This is a genomic window from Kosakonia sp. WA-90 (assembly GCF_039871955.1).
GTDB lineage: Bacteria > Pseudomonadota > Gammaproteobacteria > Enterobacterales > Enterobacteriaceae > Kosakonia > Kosakonia oryzendophytica.
The window spans coordinates 161,034-177,961 of sequence record NZ_JBDPLJ010000002.1; the positions used below are offsets into that span (position 1 = coordinate 161,034).

A 16,928-nucleotide genomic window follows, 5' to 3' on the forward strand; every position below is an offset into this window, starting at 1 on the left:
AAGTAAGGAATTCGCATATCTATATGCTGCACCGAAATAATGCTAAGCAGTATGGAATAAGAAACGGAATAATTCCTTCCTTAACGCCAGGCTGCATGTTTGTCGCGGTAACAATCGACCCACATCGCCGTAGCGCCGCACACTGCCACCGGCATTACCACCAGATTCAGCACCGGAATCAGCGTAAACAAGCTCGTCAGCGCGCCGAACTGCATATTCATGGACTTACGCGAACGCAGCGCGAGACGCATCTCTTTGAACGGGACTTTATGGTTGTCGAAGGGGTAATCACAATACTGAATCGCCAGCATCCACGCGCTGAACAGAAACCACAGTACGGGTGCGACGGTTTGCCCAATTCCAGGAATAAAATAGAGGATCAGCAAAAGCGCGGCGCGAGGGAGATACCAGGCCAGTTTCTGCCATTCACGTTTCATAATACGCGGGATATCTTTCATCACGCCCATGATACCGGCATCGGGTGGTGTGGCGCCGGTCAGTCGCGCTTCCAGTTGCTCAGCCAGCAGGCCATTAAATGGCGCCGCAATCCAGTTGGCGATAGTCGAAAAGAAATACCCAAACACCAGCAGAACCGAGATCACCACAATTGGCCATAACAGATAGCTCAGCCACTGTAACCAGTCCGGCACATGGCTCATCAACGACGGGATCCAGCTATCAAGGCGGGTAAACAGCCACCAGAATGCGCCACCCAGCAAGATAATGTTCACCAGCAAAGGCAAAATCACGAAACGACGAATGCCCGGCAGCGTGACCAGTTTCCAGCCCTGGGAAAAGTAAAAGACACCACTGCGTACCGCACCTGGGGACGAGGAAATCATAATCTGTCTGTACTCCTTTTATGACAGCAGGAAAAATTGAAGCTTATAATATTCACCTGACGGGGGAAACCCGTTCAGAAATGTTCGAAAAAACAGCAAAAAGCACAATTTAGCGTATCTTTCTGCGGCGAAAGCTCCCCACACACTTGCACTTGAGTTACGGGGCAAATACTCTTAGTGAGTAAAGGTTTGCCGTGGTGGCAAGGTGTTAGAACAACAGAGAATATAATGATGCAGGATTTGCGTCTGATATTAATCATTGTTGGCGCGATCGCCATAATTGCTTTACTGGTTCACGGGTTCTGGACCAGCCGCAAAGAACGTTCTTCAATGTTCCGCGATCGCCCAATAAAACGCATGAAGTCGCGACGTGACGACGACGAGTTGTATGACGAGGATGTCGAAGACGACGACGAAGGCGTGGGTGAAGTTCGGGTTCATAAAGTGAACACAGCGCCAAAAGCTGCAAGCGAGCAGGATGCACCGCGTCAGCATCCGCAGCATCAATATCAGCCGCCTTACGCGTCGGCCCAACCGCGCCCGTCTGCGCCTGTGCAGCAACCGCCGGAAGAACCCGCACATCACGCACCGCAGCCCTCTGTTCAGCCGCCGCAACCGGAACGCCGTCCTGTTCAGGCTCCTGTGTTTGAACCCCAACCGGTTCAGCATCAGCACGCTCCGCAGCCTGCCGCTGCGCAATATCAACAACCTGCTGCACCGCAACATCAGCCTCAACATCAGCCTCAACATCAGCCTCAACATCAGCCGCAGCAGCAGGTTCATACCCCTGCGCCGCAGCCTGAGCCCGAGCCGGTTGTGGAAGCGCCGGTGGAAAAACCGCAGCGTAAAGAAACGGTCATCATTATGAACGTTGCCGCACATCACGGCAGCACTCTGAACGGTGATGTGCTGTTAAACAGCATCCTGCAGGCAGGCTTTAAATTTGGCGATATGAGCATTTTCCATCGTCATCTTAGCCCGGACGGCAGCGGCCCGGCGCTTTTCAGCCTGGCGAACATGGTCAATCCGGGGACGTTTGACGTCGAAATGATGGGTGAAATGACCACGCCGGGTGTCACTATCTTTATGCAGGTGCCTTCTTACGGCGACGAACTGCAAAACTTTAAACTGATGCTGCAATCTGCACAGCATATCGCCGATGAAGTCGGCGGTGTGGTACTGGACGATCAGCGCCGGATGATGACGCCGCAAAAACTGCGTGAATATCAGGACCGTATTCGCGAGGTTAAAGACGCCAACGCGTAACGGGTCCACTCAGATACTTTCCTTCCAGAACCCCCGCCAGTCGGGGGTTTTTTATCATTGATGGTGCGATATGGAATCAATTGAACAACAACTGACTGAACTGCGAACCTCCCTTCGCCATCATGAATATCTGTACCATGTTATGGATGCACCGGAGATCCCGGATGCGGAATACGATCGCCTGATGCGTGAGCTGCGTGAGCTGGAAGCGCAACATCCTGATCTGATTACACCGGACTCGCCCACACAGCGGGTTGGTGCCGCGCCGTTGACAGCGTTCAGCCAGGTACGTCACGAAGTCCCGATGTTGTCGCTCGACAACGTTTTTGATGAAGAGAGCTTTCTGGCGTTTAACAAGCGCGTGCAGGACCGGTTGAAAAGCACTGATGCGCTGATTTACTGCTGCGAACTGAAACTCGATGGCCTGGCGGTCAGCATTTTATACGAAAATGGTGTACTGGTACGTGCTGCAACGCGTGGCGATGGCACGACCGGGGAAGATATCACAACGAACGTCCGCACCATTCGCGCGATCCCATTAAAGCTGCATGGCGACAATATTCCTGCGCGCCTTGAAGTGCGCGGTGAGGTGTTCCTGTCGCAGACCGGCTTTGAAAAAATCAATGACGATGCGCGTCGCACCGGGGCAAAAGTATTTGCTAACCCGCGTAACGCAGCGGCGGGGTCCTTACGCCAGCTCGATCCGCGTATCACCGCAAAACGTCCGCTCACCTTCTTCTGTTATGGCGTCGGCATTCTTGAAGGTGGAGAACTGCCGCGCAGTCATCTGGCGCGTTTGCAACAGTTTAAAGCCTGGGGGCTGCCGGTGAGTGAGCGCATACGTCTGTGCGACAGCCCGGAAGCGGTGCTGGCTTTCTACCATCAGGTTGAAGAGGATCGCCCGACGCTGGGTTTTGATATTGATGGCGTAGTGATCAAGGTTGATTCCCTCGATTTGCAGGAGCAACTTGGCTTTGTTGCCCGTGCACCGCGCTGGGCGGTGGCATTCAAATTCCCGGCGCAGGAGCAAATGACCTTTGTGCGCGACGTGGAGTTTCAGGTTGGGCGTACTGGGGCGATCACGCCGGTCGCGCGCCTTGAGCCAGTGCATGTTGCCGGCGTGCTGGTGAGTAACGCCACACTGCACAATGCCGATGAGATTGATCGTCTGGGGTTACGCATTGGCGATAAAGTGGTGATCCGCCGCGCCGGGGATGTTATCCCGCAGGTGGTGAATGTGGTGCTCTCCGAACGACCGGCAGAGACGCGTGAAGTGGTATTCCCGGCGCACTGCCCGGTGTGTGGCTCTGATGTCGAGCGTGTGGAAGGCGAGGCGGTTGCCCGGTGTACGGGCGGGCTGATTTGCGGCGCACAGCGTAAAGAAGCCCTGAAGCATTTTGTCTCCCGCCGTGCGATGGATGTAGACGGCATGGGCGATAAGATTATCGACCAGTTGGTGGAAAAAGAGTATGTACACACGCCCGCTGACTTATTCCGGCTGACAGCCGGGAAACTGACCGGTCTGGATCGCATGGGGCCAAAATCGGCACAAAATGTGGTCAACGCGCTGGAAAAAGCCAAAGAGACGACGTTTGCCCGTTTCCTCTATGCGCTGGGGATTCGTGAAGTCGGTGAAGCCACGGCGGCCGGTCTGGCGGCCTATTTCGGCACACTGGAGGCGCTGATGGCCGCCTCCGTCGACGAACTGCAAAAAGTCCCGGATGTGGGTGTGGTCGTGGCGAAGCACGTTGATAACTTCTTCAACGAAGAGAGTAACCGTGAGGTTATCCGCCAGCTTGTCGGCGAGGTGGGGATCCACTGGCCTGCACCCGTGGTGGTCAATGCCGAAGAGATCGACAGCCCGTTCGCCGGGAAAACGGTGGTGCTGACCGGTAGTTTGAGTCAGCTCTCCCGTGATGAGGCCAAAGCACGATTAACGGCGCTGGGCGCGAAAGTGGCGGGGAGCGTGTCGAAGAAAACCGATCTGGTGATTGCGGGCGAAGCGGCGGGTTCAAAATTGGCGAAGGCGCAAGAGCTGGGTATCCCGGTGATTGACGAGGCGGAGATGATCCGCTTACTGGGAGAGTAAATGGAAAAAGAGCAGCTCGTTGAGATCGCCAATACCGTGATGCCTTTCGGGAAATATCAGGGGCGACGGTTAATTGATCTGCCGGAAGAGTACCTGTTGTGGTTCGCCCGCAAAGAGGCGTTTCCCGCCGGGCGTTTGGGAGAATTGCTGCAAATTACGTTGCTGATCAAAACGGAAGGGCTGAGCCATCTGGTTCAGCCCCTGAAACGCCGCTAGGCTTTTGCCGCTTCCTGCGCCTGGCTTTTTTCTGCCTGGCGTTTGTAGCGGCGCGCCAGCACGGCGCAGACCATCAACTGGATCTGATGGAAAATCATCAACGGCAGTACCATCATACCGATCGCCGATGTCGGGAACAGGATGTTGGCCATCGGAATACCATTGGCAAGGCTCTTCTTCGAGCCGCAGAAGACAATGGTAATCTCATCCGCTTTGTTAAAGCCGCCTTTGCGCGCGACCACTATATTCACCACGATCACGATAGCCAGCAATAGCAGACTCGCCACGACGATAAACAGCAGTGAACCGACGCCGACTTTATGCCAGATGCCGTTTACCACCGCTTCACTGAATGCTGAATAAACCACTAACAGAATCGACGTCTGGTCAGTTTTGGAAATCCACTTTTTATGTTTCGCCACCCATGCACCAGTCCACGGGCGAGAGAGGTGCCCCAACACAAAAGGCAGCAACAGTTGCAGCATGATTTTGCCAACCTGTTCGAGACTGCCTTCCGCGCCGTGCAGGTTCATTAGCAGGCCGACCAGCAACGGTGAGAGGAAAATGCCAAGCAGGCTGGATGCCGATGCAGAACAGACCGCAGCGGCAACGTTGCCGCCCGCCAGTGACGTAAACGCGATCGCCGACTGTACGGTGGCGGGCAGAATGCACAGATAGAGGAACCCGGTATATAGCTCCTGGCTGACATTCACCGGTGACCACCAGACAAACAGTACGCCGAGCGCCGGGAAGAGGACAAAGGTGCTGCACATGACCCACAGGTGCAAGCGCCAGTGGCTGCCGCCTGCGATAATCGCCTCGCGGGAGAGTTTGGCGCCATGCATAAAAAACAGCAGCGCAATGGCGGCGGTCGTCAGCCATTCAAAAAAGGGCACAAAGCTACCGCGTGCGGGGAAAAACGAGGCCAGCAGAACCGTACAGACCAGCGTGAGGGTGAAAGGATCAAGAACACGAAACAGTTTCATAGGCACTCCTGAAAAACGGTGTTGCTATTGTGCTTTTTCTGCTTTGAGAAATAAAATTGATTTATTGCATCCATTCATGAATTTAACAGATGAATTATTCACTCCGTCAGTTGCGTGTCTTCGTGACCGTTGCCCAGGCCAGAAGTTTTAGCCGGGCAGGTGACATCATTGGGCTCAGTCAGTCCGCCGTCAGTCACAGTGTTAAAGAGCTGGAGCGTCAGACCGGTGTTCGCTTGCTGGATCGCACTACCCGTGAAGTGGTGTTAACAGAAGCCGGCCAGCAACTGGCGATACGTCTTGAACGGTTGTTAGATGAGCTTAGCAGTACGCTACGCGAAGCCGGGCGAGTAGGGCAGCAATTAACCGGTACGGTGCGTGTTGCCGCCAGCCAGACCATTTCTGCACATCTGATCCCGCAATGTATTGCCAGCAGCAATCATCGTTATCCGGAAATCGATTTTGTGTTGCACGATCGACCACAACAGTGGGTACTGGAGAGTATTCGCCAGGGCGAGGTGGATTTTGGCATTGTTATCGATCCGGGGCCGGTCAGCGATCTGCAATGTGAGGAGATCCTTGAGGAGCCATTTTTTCTGCTGTGCCGTCACGATCATCCATGGGCGCAACGTGCTGCTGTGCCGTGGTCAGCGTTAGAGGGGGCGCGGCTGGTGGTACAGGATTATGCGTCGGGAAGCCGTCCGCTGATTGATTCCGCACTGCTGCATTTTGGGGTAAAGGCAATGATTGTGCAGGAGATTGGTCATCCGGCGACGCTTTTTCCGATGGTGGAGGCGGGTATTGGCATCAGTGTGCTGCCTGCATTAGCGCTACCCCTGCCTCAGGGGAGCCAACTGGTGGTAAAACGTCTGGTGCCGGATGTGCAACGGAAAATTATGCTGGTTCGTCGTAAAAATCGTTCGTTATCTGGCGCCGCGCAGGCGTTGTGGGAAGTGGTAAAAGAACAGGCCCGGTGTTTAAACCAGGCCCGTGAGGACGATCCGTTATTTACTCAGACGTAGATATCAATCTGATGATCGTCGGAAGGGGCGTTGACGCCTTCCACTTTTGCCTGTGGCTGCTGTTTAGCTTGTTTCTGCTCGGCTTCTTCTGCCTGCTTACGCTGCAATTGCGCCAGCTGTGCCTGCAGTTGCTCGATTTGAGCCTGAATCAGCTCTTGTTGTTTCTTTTTCTCTTTGGCGCTACCGCTGCCGTTGGCCACATCTTTCAGCTGCTGAGTCAACTTGGTGATCTGTTGAGTGATGCGGGTGATCTGCGCAGCGGTGTCGCTGCTGGCAGGCGATGACTTACCGGTGTTGCTGCTACTGCCTTGTACTGACGGAGTTGTTACTGAGATAGTTGTCATTGAGCTCCCCTTCTTTTTTGCCATAAAACATCATTATCGGCGTAATCAAACAGTTCTTGAGTCGCGGCCACGGAAAGGCCGAACTGTGAGCATCTTATCCGGATATTAAGGATAAATTATGGGTAGATGTTACCGTGCTTACCTCTTGAAAAATATATATTTTTATTCTTGTTGTCGTTGTTGATAAGGCATTTAAAAGAAGTGCTTTAAATGAAATCTGTGAATTTATATCTGGTGGAAGGCGGTTTTACGCTTGCAAAAATGCCGGTAACTATTTTGGAAATGAAACGTTGATTGCAGGAACGTAAGACGTCTGTTGATGTTGCAGGCAGAAGCTGGCGGTGGCGTTACGATGCGGCGGGACGTTGGCAAATGCCGGAAAGCAAAAAAGCGCCTTTAGGGCGCTTTTTTACATTGGTGGGTCGTGCAGGATTCGAACCTGCGACCAATTGATTAAAAGTCAACTGCTCTACCAACTGAGCTAACGACCCGAAGTGGTGGGTGATGACGGGATCGAACCGCCGACCCCCTCCTTGTAAGGGAGGTGCTCTCCCAGCTGAGCTAATCACCCACTTCGGTACTTCACTGATAAGAATTCGCTGGTGAGAAAGTGGTGGGTGATGACGGGATCGAACCGCCGACCCCCTCCTTGTAAGGGAGGTGCTCTCCCAGCTGAGCTAATCACCCACTTCTCATTCTTATCTACACTGCGGGAACCACAAAAATCGTGGTGGGTGATGACGGGATCGAACCGCCGACCCCCTCCTTGTAAGGGAGGTGCTCTCCCAGCTGAGCTAATCACCCCCGCTGTGTGGAGTCGCATTATAGGGAGAGTTGAAAATGAGTCAACGCATTTTCAAAAGAAATTGTTCGTTCGTCGTAAAATTAGTCAAACCGCTGCGTAATCCGTCGCGAGAGCATGATTTCTAAACAAAATAGTCCGATACACTGCCGATTGCGGCAACAACATTGAGGAATCAGCCCACAGTGATAGAATATTGCCCACTTTCATTTTAGGTAGTGCCGACGGTCGGCATCTTTATCAACGTAAGGCCAATTCATGAAAATCAAAACTCGCTTCGCGCCAAGCCCCACCGGCTATCTGCACGTTGGCGGCGCGCGTACAGCTCTCTATTCCTGGCTATTTGCTCGTCATCACGGCGGTGAGTTTGTGCTGCGTATCGAAGACACCGATCTTGAACGCTCCACTCCGGAAGCAATTGAAGCCATCATGGATGGTATGAACTGGCTGAACCTGGAGTGGGACGAAGGCCCGTACTTCCAGACCAAACGTTTTGATCGCTATAACGCCGTGATTGACGAGATGCTGGAAGCTGGCACCGCATACAAATGCTACTGCTCCAAAGAGCGTCTTGAGCAACTGCGCGAAACGCAGATGGCAAACAATGAAAAACCGCGTTACGACGGCCGCTGCCGCCACGATCACTCCCATCACGCGGACGATGAGCCTTGCGTTGTGCGTTTTGCCAACCCGCAGGACGGTTCCGTGGTGTTCGATGATCAGATCCGTGGCCCGATTGAGTTCAGCAACCTGGAACTTGACGATCTGATTATCCGTCGTACCGATGGATCCCCAACCTACAACTTCTGTGTCGTGGTGGATGATTGGGACATGGAGATCACCCATGTGATCCGTGGCGAAGACCATATCAACAACACGCCGCGCCAGATCAACATCCTGAAAGCGCTGAATGCACCGGTTCCGGTGTACGCGCATGTGTCGATGATCAACGGCGACGACGGTAAAAAACTCTCTAAACGCCACGGCGCGGTCAGCGTGATGCAGTACCGTGACGATGGCTATCTGCCGGAAGCGCTGCTGAACTACCTGGTGCGCCTGGGCTGGTCGAGCGGCGATCAGGAAATCTTCACCCGTGAAGAGATGATCAAACTCTTCTCGCTGGGCGCGGTCAGTAAATCGGCGAGTGCGTTTAACACCGACAAATTGCTGTGGCTGAACCACCACTACATCAACACGCTCGATCCGGAATATGTGGCGACACACCTGCAATGGCACATTGAGCAGGAAAACATCGACACCCACACCGGCCCGCAGCTGTTTGAACTGGTGAAACTGCTGGGCGAACGTTGCAAAACGCTGAAAGAGATGGCGGCAAGCTGTCGCTACTTCTATGAAGAGTTTGACGAGTTTGATGCCGATGCGGCGAAAAAACACCTGCGTCCGGTAGCCCGTCAGCCGCTGGAAGTGGTGCGTGACAAACTCGCGGCGATTACCGAATGGACGGCTGAAAATGTTCATCACGCCATTCAGGGCACAGCCGACGAGCTGGAAGTAGGCATGGGGAAAGTCGGTATGCCGCTGCGTGTTGCTGTGACCGGTGCGGGCCAGTCTCCTGCACTGGACGTGACTGTTCACGCGATTGGTCAGTCCCGCAGCGTGGCGCGAATCAACAAAGCGCTGGCGTTTATTACTGAGCGCGAAAATCAACAGTAATCGCGCCGTGTGAATGAATAAAAGCCGCCCTCCCTGAAGGCGGCTTTTTTATTACCCGCTATAGCTGACAAGTAACGGGCCGATCAGGCAAACAAAAAACCCGGCAGCGCTAATGCTTACCGGGCTTGTGCAGGTTGCGAAGGTTTAACGCGCAACCACGAAACGTTTGTCGTCGTCCATAAAGGCTTTTTCGCCTGCCGGTGCGACAATCGAACCGAAGTTCATATGACCACGCAGTTTCCAGTTTTCCGGGATATTCCAGGTACGCTGTACATCGGCGTCCACCAGCGGATTGTAGTGCTGTAAGTTCGCGCCAATCCCTTTTTCGGTCAGCGCCAGCCAGACCGCATACTGGGCAATACCGGTGCTGTGTTCAGACCATACCGGGAAATTATCGGCATAGGCGGCAAACTGCTCTTGCAACCCTTTCACCACGTTCTGATCTTCGAAAAACAGCACCGAACCGGCCGCTGCGGCAAAGCCGTCGATTTTTTCAGAGGTCGCGTGGAAATTCTCTGCCGGCACGATCTTTCTCAGCTGTTCGCGAGTCAGTTCCCAGAACTGTACGTGTTCGTTGCCCAGCAGGATCAGCGCGCGTGAACTTTGCGAGTTAAATGCAGATGGCGCCTGGCGAATCGCTTCTTTGATGGTTTCAATCACAACGTCTTCTGCAACTGGCAAGTTTTTACCGAGGGCGTAAATGGTTCTGCGTTGTTTCGCCAACGCGATAAAGTTATCTGACATGACTGCTCCTGAAGTTGACTGTTCAACCGCGGCCGGGGTGGCCTGCGGAAACAAAGCGCTAAAAATTTTCTGCAACGGGTTCATGTTCGCCTGATCCTGGTTGTGATATCGCCCCTTACGGGGCGATGTTTTTATTTGCTCAGTACTGCGGTCATATACACGCCGTTGTCGCTACGGGCGCTGGTGATTTTGTAAGAGGCATTCGCCTGTTCTGCCTGAGCGGCGATTTTTGCTTCAGCCGCGCTAAGGGTGGAAGCGCTGGCGCTGATGCTTTGTGCAAAAGAACCAAAAGAGAGAGTAGAAAGTGCAGCAACTGCAACGAAAGTTTTGATGAATTTCATGGTCGTAATCCTGTTCAGTTTTGTTTGAGAAGGGCTGTGTTGCCCTGATGTGATAAATCATAAGCCTGCAAATTGCTGATAAAAAGCGGAACAATTTGCGGATAAAGTTCAAAAAAATAGAACAAGAGTGGTGAGGGGAATGTACTTAAAAAGCGGGGAAGCACCCTGCCGCCAACCGGAGAGGGCAGGGAGACATGTCCTCAGACAGCGAGCCAGCGCCGCCAGATAAAACGCAACACAAAGAACTCAACGCAACCGAGCAGCAAAAACCACAGGCAGTAGATCAGGGTATAAAGCTGATTGAGATCCAGCAGGTGGAAGCGCTGCACCAGACTTTGCGCCAGTTGCAACCCCGGTGTGGGCGCGGGAAGCAGCAACACAGAGATAAAAGCCATCAGCAAGATGCCGGCAAGGGTGACCAGCGATTCTAAGGGGTGTTTCATAAGCGTCTGTTGGTGGTGAAAAGCCGCATTGTCGGGGAAAGCTGGCCTGAGCGCAACGTTCCCCGACGGGTAATCAGGCCACCACGAAGCGGTCAACCAGTGTCGCCATGGTTTCGGACTGATGATCCAGCATCTGGCTGGCGCTGGCGGCACTTGCCACCAGACCGGCGTTTTGCTGCGTGACCTGCTCCAACTGGTTCAGCGCCTGATGCACTTGTGAAACGCCCAACGATTGTTCACTGGCCGCACGGGCAATATCGCTGATAAATGCCAGCATCTGGCCAGTATTGGCCTTCGCCGCTTGCAATGCGCGATCGGAGGACTGCACCAGCGTTACCCCTTGCTGGATCTGCTCCATATTTTTCGTGACCAGTTCGCGGATCTGGTGTGCGTCGTTGGCGCAGCGTTGGGACAGATTGCGCACTTCGCTTGCCACCACTGCAAAACCTTTGCCCATCTCTCCGGCACGCGCGGCTTCTACTGCGGCGTTCAACGCCAGCAGGTTGGTCTGGAAGGAGATTTCGTCAATCGAACTGACAATACTGGAGATCTGCTCGCTGGAGGCGCGGATGGCGCTCATGCTCAGGTTCGCTTCACCCGCTACGCGGCTTGCTTCCTGCACCTGTTTCTCCATCTCTTCGGTCAGTTTTTTCGCTTCGTTGGCGTTATCCGCCGTCTGGTTCACCGCGGTGGCGATTTGTTCCATGCTGGCTGCCGTTTCCACCAGCGACGCAGCCTGTTCATCTGTGCGGGATGCTAAATCCTGATTACCGCCGGCAATCTCAGAACTGGCACCGCGCAGCACATTCGCCCCGTGCTTAATTTCGCTCACAATATGCTGAATATTCTCAATGGCCTGGTTGTAAGCGCGGTTAAGCAGAGAGAGTTCATCGGTGCCGGGAACTTCCAGCCGCTGGGTCAGGTCACCATTCATCCCTTTAATGGTGGAGAGCGACGTATGTAATTGACGATGAATGCTGCTGGCGACCAGCAAGGCGAAAAACAGCGCCACAACCAGTGCCGCAACGCTGATAACGGCAAAGATTGTCACCTCGCGCCAGGCTTTATTCGCCAGCGTTTGTGCTGTTTGCAGCAGTGTATTGGCAGAGGCATCTTCAACGGATTTCAGCACCGTAATGCGCTCCGTCTGCGCTTTGAACCAGTCGGCTGGCGCAATGCCAAAGCCGCCCTCTGTCGCACGATCAATCGCATGCTGGCGAAGTTCCAGCGCATGTGTTGCCTGTGGCGTTTGCAGTTGTGTCGCAAGCGTAGCATTGACTTCCGCCGTGCTAAAAGCGCGCGTAGCAGCCAGCCATGCCTGCTGTTTACCCACCACTTCATTAAGCTGGCGGAACTGCCCATCGTTAAAACGATCGGCAGAAAAGACGTTCGACATCAGTGCACGTTCAACGCCGGTTTGTTCTTTGGCGTTCAGCACGCTGTAGTACGCCGCCAGCTGGTTGACGATATCGCCATTGTCGGTGAGCTGGCTGATGCCTCCCACCACATTGAGTAAATCGTTGATGATTGTGCTGTACCACACCAGTGACTCGCTGCCGCTTACACTCTGACTACGGACCTGCTGGCGGAACGCCTCCAGCCCTTGTTGGTGTTGCTGGAATTGGTCCAGCGCGTGTCGGATATCGCGATTGGCATCGCGTACCTGCGACTGTTTAAGCGCGTCCGCAAACTGGCTAATCGCCTGTGCTGACAAGGGATACTGTGCTGATAATTCAGTGGAAAATTGCTGGCCCTTACTGCCTAAATAACCGGCACTCATGCCACGCTCTTTTTGTAATTCCTGAATCACATTACCGGCGTTTTTCGCCAGCTCCGTCAAAGAGATGATGGTGCGCATTTGTTGACCCGTTTCCACACGGGACAGGATGCCGCTGGTTGCCAGCCAGATCAACGCAAACAATAGCGGCAGTAGCGCCAGTAATAATTTTGCTTTCATGGAAAAACGGTAAATCCAACTCATAAATATGCCTCATGTTTGCTGTTGCTCATATTTGTTATCGGAATAGAGGCTGACGCCTTTATTTTAACGTAAGGCTTGTTGATATTTATCAATTCTGCTGATGAGTTCTTACTCCTTTGTGGGTATTATTTATGGCGAAAGAAAAGCTTATTAAAAATAAGCTTTTCTTTATATCTCTGATTAATCACAGAGAATAATCTGGCAGTGAGAAATTAAAGCATTATTATCCCGCTGCCCAGATTTCCGTATGTTTTTGCACTAAACCCATTAACGATCCTCCGTTAGCGACAAACTCGCGCATTTGCTGTGCTTCGCTCTTGCCACGCTTTATCACATTAGCCAGTTCATCCAGTGCGCTACCGGCATGGAGCTTATCGGCCCAGGGTACAAGCTTATCCAGCAACTGTGCCAGTGAGTCAGCAATGGTGCACTGCTCGCCGCTATGCACATCGGTCAGGATGCCGTCCAGACCAAAGCGGCAAGCCTGAAAGCGATTGAATTTATACAATAAGTAATCCCGCTCCTGATGTTTAAACGGTCGCTCGGCCAGCAACCAGTGCGCCAGCGCCTGAATAAACCCGGCGACATTGATCGCATGTGAAAGCGTGAGCGGGGTATCCATCACCCGCACTTCGACCGTACCAAAATGTGGGCTGGGGCGAATGTCCCAATGCAGGTCTTTAATGCTTTCAATCATTGACGTGTAGCTTAAGCGGCGAAACAATCCTTCAAACTCCTGCCAGTTGCTGACCCACGGCGCATGGCCATTATCCGGGAAGGCGGAAAAGATATTCAGCCGTGATGACGCAAAGCGGGTATCCGTGCCCTGCATATAAGGCGAGGCGGCACCAAGCGCAATAAAGTGCGGCACGAAGCGGGAAAGGCCATGCAATAAATAGATGGCGTCATCGCCACTCTGGCAGCCAATATGCACATGTTGACCAAAGACCGTGGCCTGTTGCACCAGATAACCGAACATCTCCAGCGTATGGTGATAACGCTCGTCGTTGCATACCTCCTGGCGCTGCCATTTCTGGAAAGGGTGCGTCCCGCCGCCGCAAATTTGCAGATGGTGATCCGCCGCTGCCTGCAAAATCACCGACTGCATGGCGGAGAACTGGTGCGTCGCCTGGCTGATATCCCGGCATACGCCAGTGGCGATTTCCAGCATGCTTTCGGTAATATCGTGTTTCACTTCGCCTGCAGTGATCTGATTTTGTACCGCCGCGATAAGCTGGGAAGAGTCCTGGCTTAAATCGTAGCCAGGCGGGTTAACCACCTGTAATTCCAGTTCAATACCCAGCGTAAATGCATCAGAAACATGAAAATCGGGTAATGGCATAACACTCCCTTACGCAATGTGTTTTCTTTATTATGGAAGTGAATGTCCATTCCTTCCTCCTGCGATTGTCAGTGATTTTTCGACATGTTCGGGATCGGATGAATAGCGACGTCGTTTTGTCTCACCACGAAAAGCGATAATAAAAACGCGGCGGTAAAATATATCGTCGGCTATCAACTCGTGACTCACTATAAAAATGCCGCGTTACTGTGAAATAACGGCGAAGCCGTGCATCGCATCATCTTTTCTGGAGTAACCGGATTTTCTTATCAGCAAAATTGCTCCAGTTGCCCGCGAAGGACTTCCACGCCAGGGGCGATGGCATCCGGGTTGATGGCGTGAAACCCCATACGGAAGAAGTTATCCGGTGGTGCATCTTGCAGAAAATGGCGCGCGCCAGGCTCAATCAATACACCGGCATGGGCCGCGCGCCAGGTTAACTGCTGCGTGCTTATCTGCTCCGGTGTGCGTAGCCAGAAGGCGTTGGCATGTTCACTGCCTGGCATCATCTCGCAGGCAGGCAGGAAAGTGCGTAACGCATTATGCAGGCAATCCCAGCGACGGGCGGAGTCTTCGTGGTAGCGTCGCAGATGGGTTTCGTAATGGCCTTGCGCCAGAAAATGGGCCATCTGATATTGAATATTGGTTGGCGGATGGCGATAGACCAGCCGGCGCAGGGCGCGCGCCTCATCAATGATTTCCGGGGCGGCAACCATATACCCCAGCCGCAAACCCGGCGACAGTGCTTTTGACAGGCTGCTGACATAAATCACTCGCCCACTGCGATCGCTGGCTTTTAACGCGGGCAGCGGGTTTTGCATAAAGTTACTTTCTGAGTCGTAATCATCTTCAATTACCACTGCATCGTGGCGGGTGGCGTAATCGAGCAATTCAGTGCGACGGGCTTTACTCATGGTGACGCCGGTCGGCACCTGGTGCCCAGGTGTGACGTAGTAGTAATCACACGGCGTCTCATTGAGCACCAGTCCTTCGCTGTCGACGGGGTGCGGCACAATCTGCGTATCGCTTAATAAGAAGGTATTAATCGCTTCGCGGAAGCTGGGGTTCTCCACCGCAACGCGGGTGGTGCGCGACATTAACAGGCGCGTCAACAGATAGAGCGCATTTTGCGAGCCCAGCGTAATCAGGATCTCATCGGGTGCAGCGACAATGCCGCGTTTGGGCAGTACGCGAGTGCGGATCTGCTCAATCAACATCGGCACATCCTGATCAATATGATCAATCACCCATGCCGGATCGCGCACACCACCGTGTAGCCAGTTTGCCGCTGCGCGCCAGGTGGCAAGCGGAAACTGCTGGGTATAGGGCTGACCATAAATAAACGGGTAACGGTAATGCATCCAGCCAGCGGGTTTAAGGATTGATTCCTGCTGACTGGGGGTAATTTTCAGGCGGCTGCCCCAGTGTGGTGCACTGCTTTCGCATTCGGGTGCAGGCTGTGCAGTATTTTGCCCACAGCTGTAGTAATCCGGGTGCAGGTAGTATCCGCTGCGTGGGCGGCTGACGAGGTAGCCTTCGTTCACCAGGCTTTCGAACACCAGCGCAGTGGTATTACGCGATACATTGAGCTGGCTGGCGAGCTGTCGGCATGAAGGCAGCGGGGTATCTGCCGGGAAAATACCGCTCAGAATCGCATTAATCAGCGATTCGCGAACCTGCTCTTGCAACCCACGTTGGCCGTCAAAATTTACGTTCAGTAGATGACGAATCATGCTGTGCTCCTCCGGATATATCGCTATACAGGGTCGAGCAAATTCCATACCAGCTTCGGTGCATCTGACACAACCATTCACAAAAACTGGCTCTATTCAGAAAAGCGCAAGCCTCCCTATTGTAAAAACGCAGTCACAAAAACCGGACGACTCACTGTTTCGGCATATATCTTGCAACGCTTCCAGCACACCCGGGATATACCGGTCTGGCACATTAAATAAGGGTGGAAAGATGAAAAAAGTATTCGGCAAATATTGTCTTGCAGCCATGATGGCCCTGGCATTTTCTTTACACGCAGTGGCAGCAGATTTACCCGAAATCGAAAAGTCCGGCACCATGAAAGTCGCGACTGAAGATGATTATGCACCGTTTAACTTTATGAATAACGGCCAGACGGACGGTTTTAACAAAGACATGCTTGAAGAATTACGCAAATACGCGAAATTCAACATCAACCAAAGTATTTTACCGTGGACCGGCTTACTCGCCGCGGTTTCAACCGGCCAGTATGATATGGCCTTAACCGGTGCGGTCATTACCGATGAACGCCTCAATGTGTTTAATTTCACGCCGCCCTGGGCCTCTGCGCAGCATTATTTTGTTAAGCGCGCTGATGATAAAACATTAAATACCATTGCCGATTTGAGCGGTAAAAAAGTGGGCGTGCAGGCGGGCAGTGCATTGCTGGCGCGTTTACCGGAACTGAAAGCGATGCTGGAAAAAGTCGGCGGTAAATTGGGTCCGGTGGTGGAGTATCAATCCTACCCGGAAGCCTACGCCGATCTGGCGAATAAACGCGTCGACTATGTGATCAACGTGGTTATCTCGGTTAACGATCTGGTGAAAGCCAAGCCGAAGGTCTTTGCCAAAGGTCTGGCGGTATCCGGCCCCGGTTATATGGCATGGCCCATCCCGAAAAACGCCCCGGAACTGCTGAAATTTATGACCGGGTTTATGAACCATATGACCGAAACCGGCAAACTGGCCGAGTTGCAGAAAAAATGGTTCGGCGAGACTTATGAACTGCCGAAAGAGCCGATCACCAGCGCCGATCAGTTCCACAAGTTAGCCGGTCTGTAAGTGTCACGCGGCGGGCGACCGCCGC

15 protein-coding genes and 4 tRNA genes are annotated in these 16,928 nt (G+C 53.3%); 6 read left to right on the forward strand and 13 right to left on the reverse strand.

All coding sequences use genetic code 11. The features are described 5' to 3' along the window. Positions 1-80 precede the first annotated feature (80 nt). Complete coding sequence (gene cysZ, locus ABGA49_RS04015) at positions 81-842, reverse strand: sulfate transporter CysZ (protein WP_061493795.1); 762 nt, start codon at positions 840-842, stop codon at positions 81-83. A gap of 228 nt (positions 843-1,070) precedes the next feature. Here cysZ and zipA point away from each other — a divergent pair, with 228 nt between their 5' ends. The 3 genes from zipA to ABGA49_RS04030 all read left to right on the forward strand — a co-directional run bounded on the left by zipA (position 1,071) and on the right by ABGA49_RS04030 (position 4,413). After that, positions 1,071-2,108: a cell division protein ZipA gene (gene zipA / locus ABGA49_RS04020; protein WP_347665167.1), complete on the forward strand. Its 1,038-nt coding sequence runs from the start codon at positions 1,071-1,073 to the stop codon at positions 2,106-2,108. Between the two features lie 70 nt (positions 2,109-2,178). Beyond that, positions 2,179-4,197: an NAD-dependent DNA ligase LigA gene (gene ligA / locus ABGA49_RS04025; RefSeq protein WP_347665168.1), complete on the forward strand. Its 2,019-nt coding sequence runs from the start codon at positions 2,179-2,181 to the stop codon at positions 4,195-4,197. Next, positions 4,198-4,413 (forward strand): DUF3820 family protein, encoded by a 216-nt coding sequence (locus tag ABGA49_RS04030; RefSeq protein WP_061493798.1) that lies wholly within the window; start codon positions 4,198-4,200, stop codon positions 4,411-4,413. Here ABGA49_RS04030 and ABGA49_RS04035 read toward each other — a convergent pair. Further along, positions 4,410-5,399, reverse strand: coding sequence for a bile acid:sodium symporter family protein (locus tag ABGA49_RS04035; protein ID WP_134317833.1), 990 nt, complete (start codon positions 5,397-5,399; stop codon positions 4,410-4,412). The two genes, ABGA49_RS04030 and ABGA49_RS04035, sit on opposite strands and share 4 nt — an antisense overlap. Positions 5,400-5,488: 89 nt before the next feature. On the opposite strand from ABGA49_RS04035, the gene ABGA49_RS04040 reads away from it, so the two are divergent. Then, complete coding sequence (locus ABGA49_RS04040; RefSeq protein WP_061493800.1) at positions 5,489-6,418, forward strand: LysR family transcriptional regulator; 930 nt, start codon at positions 5,489-5,491, stop codon at positions 6,416-6,418. On the opposite strand, the gene ABGA49_RS04045 is transcribed toward ABGA49_RS04040, so the two are convergent. The 5 genes from ABGA49_RS04045 to ABGA49_RS04065 all read right to left on the reverse strand — a co-directional run bounded on the left by ABGA49_RS04045 (position 6,409) and on the right by ABGA49_RS04065 (position 7,566). Next, the gene (locus ABGA49_RS04045; RefSeq protein ID WP_061493801.1) at positions 6,409-6,762 is read right to left on the reverse strand and encodes a FlxA-like family protein; all 354 of its coding nucleotides are present in this window, start codon (positions 6,760-6,762) and stop codon (positions 6,409-6,411) included. The genes ABGA49_RS04040 and ABGA49_RS04045 overlap by 10 nt on opposite strands. 415 nt (positions 6,763-7,177) lie before the next feature. Next, positions 7,178-7,253: transfer RNA gene (locus tag ABGA49_RS04050), tRNA-Lys, on the reverse strand. A 4-nt stretch (positions 7,254-7,257) separates the two neighbouring features. Then, positions 7,258-7,333: transfer RNA gene (locus tag ABGA49_RS04055), tRNA-Val, on the reverse strand. Between the two features lie 40 nt (positions 7,334-7,373). After that, positions 7,374-7,449: transfer RNA gene (locus ABGA49_RS04060), tRNA-Val, on the reverse strand. 41 nt (positions 7,450-7,490) lie between these two features. Continuing rightward, positions 7,491-7,566: transfer RNA gene (locus tag ABGA49_RS04065), tRNA-Val, on the reverse strand. 256 nt (positions 7,567-7,822) lie between these two features. Here ABGA49_RS04065 and gltX point away from each other — a divergent pair. Beyond that, positions 7,823-9,238: a glutamate--tRNA ligase gene (gene gltX, locus ABGA49_RS04070; protein ID WP_134317834.1), complete on the forward strand. Its 1,416-nt coding sequence runs from the start codon at positions 7,823-7,825 to the stop codon at positions 9,236-9,238. Between the two features lie 144 nt (positions 9,239-9,382). Here the strand turns inward: gltX and ABGA49_RS04075 are convergent, their stop codons facing one another. The 6 genes from ABGA49_RS04075 to ABGA49_RS04100 all read right to left on the reverse strand — a co-directional run bounded on the left by ABGA49_RS04075 (position 9,383) and on the right by ABGA49_RS04100 (position 15,822). Next, complete coding sequence (locus tag ABGA49_RS04075; RefSeq protein WP_061499831.1) at positions 9,383-9,982, reverse strand: nitroreductase family protein; 600 nt, start codon at positions 9,980-9,982, stop codon at positions 9,383-9,385. Between the two features lie 131 nt (positions 9,983-10,113). Then, positions 10,114-10,323, reverse strand: coding sequence for a DUF1471 domain-containing protein (locus ABGA49_RS04080; protein ID WP_088238171.1), 210 nt, complete (start codon positions 10,321-10,323; stop codon positions 10,114-10,116). 200 nt (positions 10,324-10,523) lie between these two features. After that, positions 10,524-10,766, reverse strand: coding sequence for a DUF1158 domain-containing protein (locus tag ABGA49_RS04085; protein WP_088238170.1), 243 nt, complete (start codon positions 10,764-10,766; stop codon positions 10,524-10,526). Positions 10,767-10,839: 73 nt separating this feature from the next. Next, positions 10,840-12,747 (reverse strand): nitrate- and nitrite sensing domain-containing protein, encoded by a 1,908-nt coding sequence (locus ABGA49_RS04090; RefSeq protein WP_347665169.1) that lies wholly within the window; start codon positions 12,745-12,747, stop codon positions 10,840-10,842. Positions 12,748-12,970: 223 nt separating this feature from the next. Next, on the reverse strand, positions 12,971-14,089 hold the full coding sequence (locus ABGA49_RS04095) for a YbdK family carboxylate-amine ligase (protein ID WP_347665170.1): 1,119 nt from the start codon (positions 14,087-14,089) through the stop codon (positions 12,971-12,973). A 269-nt stretch (positions 14,090-14,358) separates the two neighbouring features. Continuing rightward, on the reverse strand, positions 14,359-15,822 hold the full coding sequence (locus tag ABGA49_RS04100) for a PLP-dependent aminotransferase family protein (RefSeq protein WP_061493807.1): 1,464 nt from the start codon (positions 15,820-15,822) through the stop codon (positions 14,359-14,361). Between the two features lie 232 nt (positions 15,823-16,054). Between ABGA49_RS04100 and ABGA49_RS04105 the strand changes: the two genes are divergently transcribed. Then, positions 16,055-16,903 carry a transporter substrate-binding domain-containing protein gene (locus ABGA49_RS04105; protein ID WP_061493808.1) on the forward strand — a complete coding sequence of 283 codons (849 nt, stop codon included), beginning with the start codon at positions 16,055-16,057 and terminating at the stop codon, positions 16,901-16,903. Positions 16,904-16,928: the final 25 nt, after the last annotated feature.

Excerpts from the sequence above, each read along its gene's own strand:
- cysZ (WP_061493795.1), bottom strand. The coding sequence starts at position 842 with ATGATTTCCTCGTCCCCAGGTGCGGTACGCAGTGGTGTCTTTTACTTT.
- ABGA49_RS04080 (WP_088238171.1), bottom strand. The coding sequence starts at position 10,323 with ATGAAATTCATCAAAACTTTCGTTGCAGTTGCTGCACTTTCTACTCTC.
- ABGA49_RS04105 (WP_061493808.1), top strand. The coding sequence starts at position 16,055 with ATGAAAAAAGTATTCGGCAAATATTGTCTTGCAGCCATGATGGCCCTG.
- ABGA49_RS04090 (WP_347665169.1), bottom strand. The coding sequence starts at position 12,747 with ATGAGTTGGATTTACCGTTTTTCCATGAAAGCAAAATTATTACTGGCG.
- ABGA49_RS04085 (WP_088238170.1), bottom strand. The coding sequence starts at position 10,766 with ATGAAACACCCCTTAGAATCGCTGGTCACCCTTGCCGGCATCTTGCTG.
- ABGA49_RS04095 (WP_347665170.1), bottom strand. The coding sequence starts at position 14,089 with ATGCCATTACCCGATTTTCATGTTTCTGATGCATTTACGCTGGGTATT.
- ABGA49_RS04045 (WP_061493801.1), bottom strand. The coding sequence starts at position 6,762 with ATGACAACTATCTCAGTAACAACTCCGTCAGTACAAGGCAGTAGCAGC.
- zipA (WP_347665167.1), top strand. The coding sequence starts at position 1,071 with ATGATGCAGGATTTGCGTCTGATATTAATCATTGTTGGCGCGATCGCC.
- gltX (WP_134317834.1), top strand. The coding sequence starts at position 7,823 with ATGAAAATCAAAACTCGCTTCGCGCCAAGCCCCACCGGCTATCTGCAC.
- ABGA49_RS04075 (WP_061499831.1), bottom strand. The coding sequence starts at position 9,982 with ATGTCAGATAACTTTATCGCGTTGGCGAAACAACGCAGAACCATTTAC.
- ABGA49_RS04030 (WP_061493798.1), top strand. The coding sequence starts at position 4,198 with ATGGAAAAAGAGCAGCTCGTTGAGATCGCCAATACCGTGATGCCTTTC.
- ABGA49_RS04100 (WP_061493807.1), bottom strand. The coding sequence starts at position 15,822 with ATGATTCGTCATCTACTGAACGTAAATTTTGACGGCCAACGTGGGTTG.
- ABGA49_RS04040 (WP_061493800.1), top strand. The coding sequence starts at position 5,489 with ATGAATTATTCACTCCGTCAGTTGCGTGTCTTCGTGACCGTTGCCCAG.
- ligA (WP_347665168.1), top strand. The coding sequence starts at position 2,179 with ATGGAATCAATTGAACAACAACTGACTGAACTGCGAACCTCCCTTCGC.
- ABGA49_RS04035 (WP_134317833.1), bottom strand. The coding sequence starts at position 5,399 with ATGAAACTGTTTCGTGTTCTTGATCCTTTCACCCTCACGCTGGTCTGT.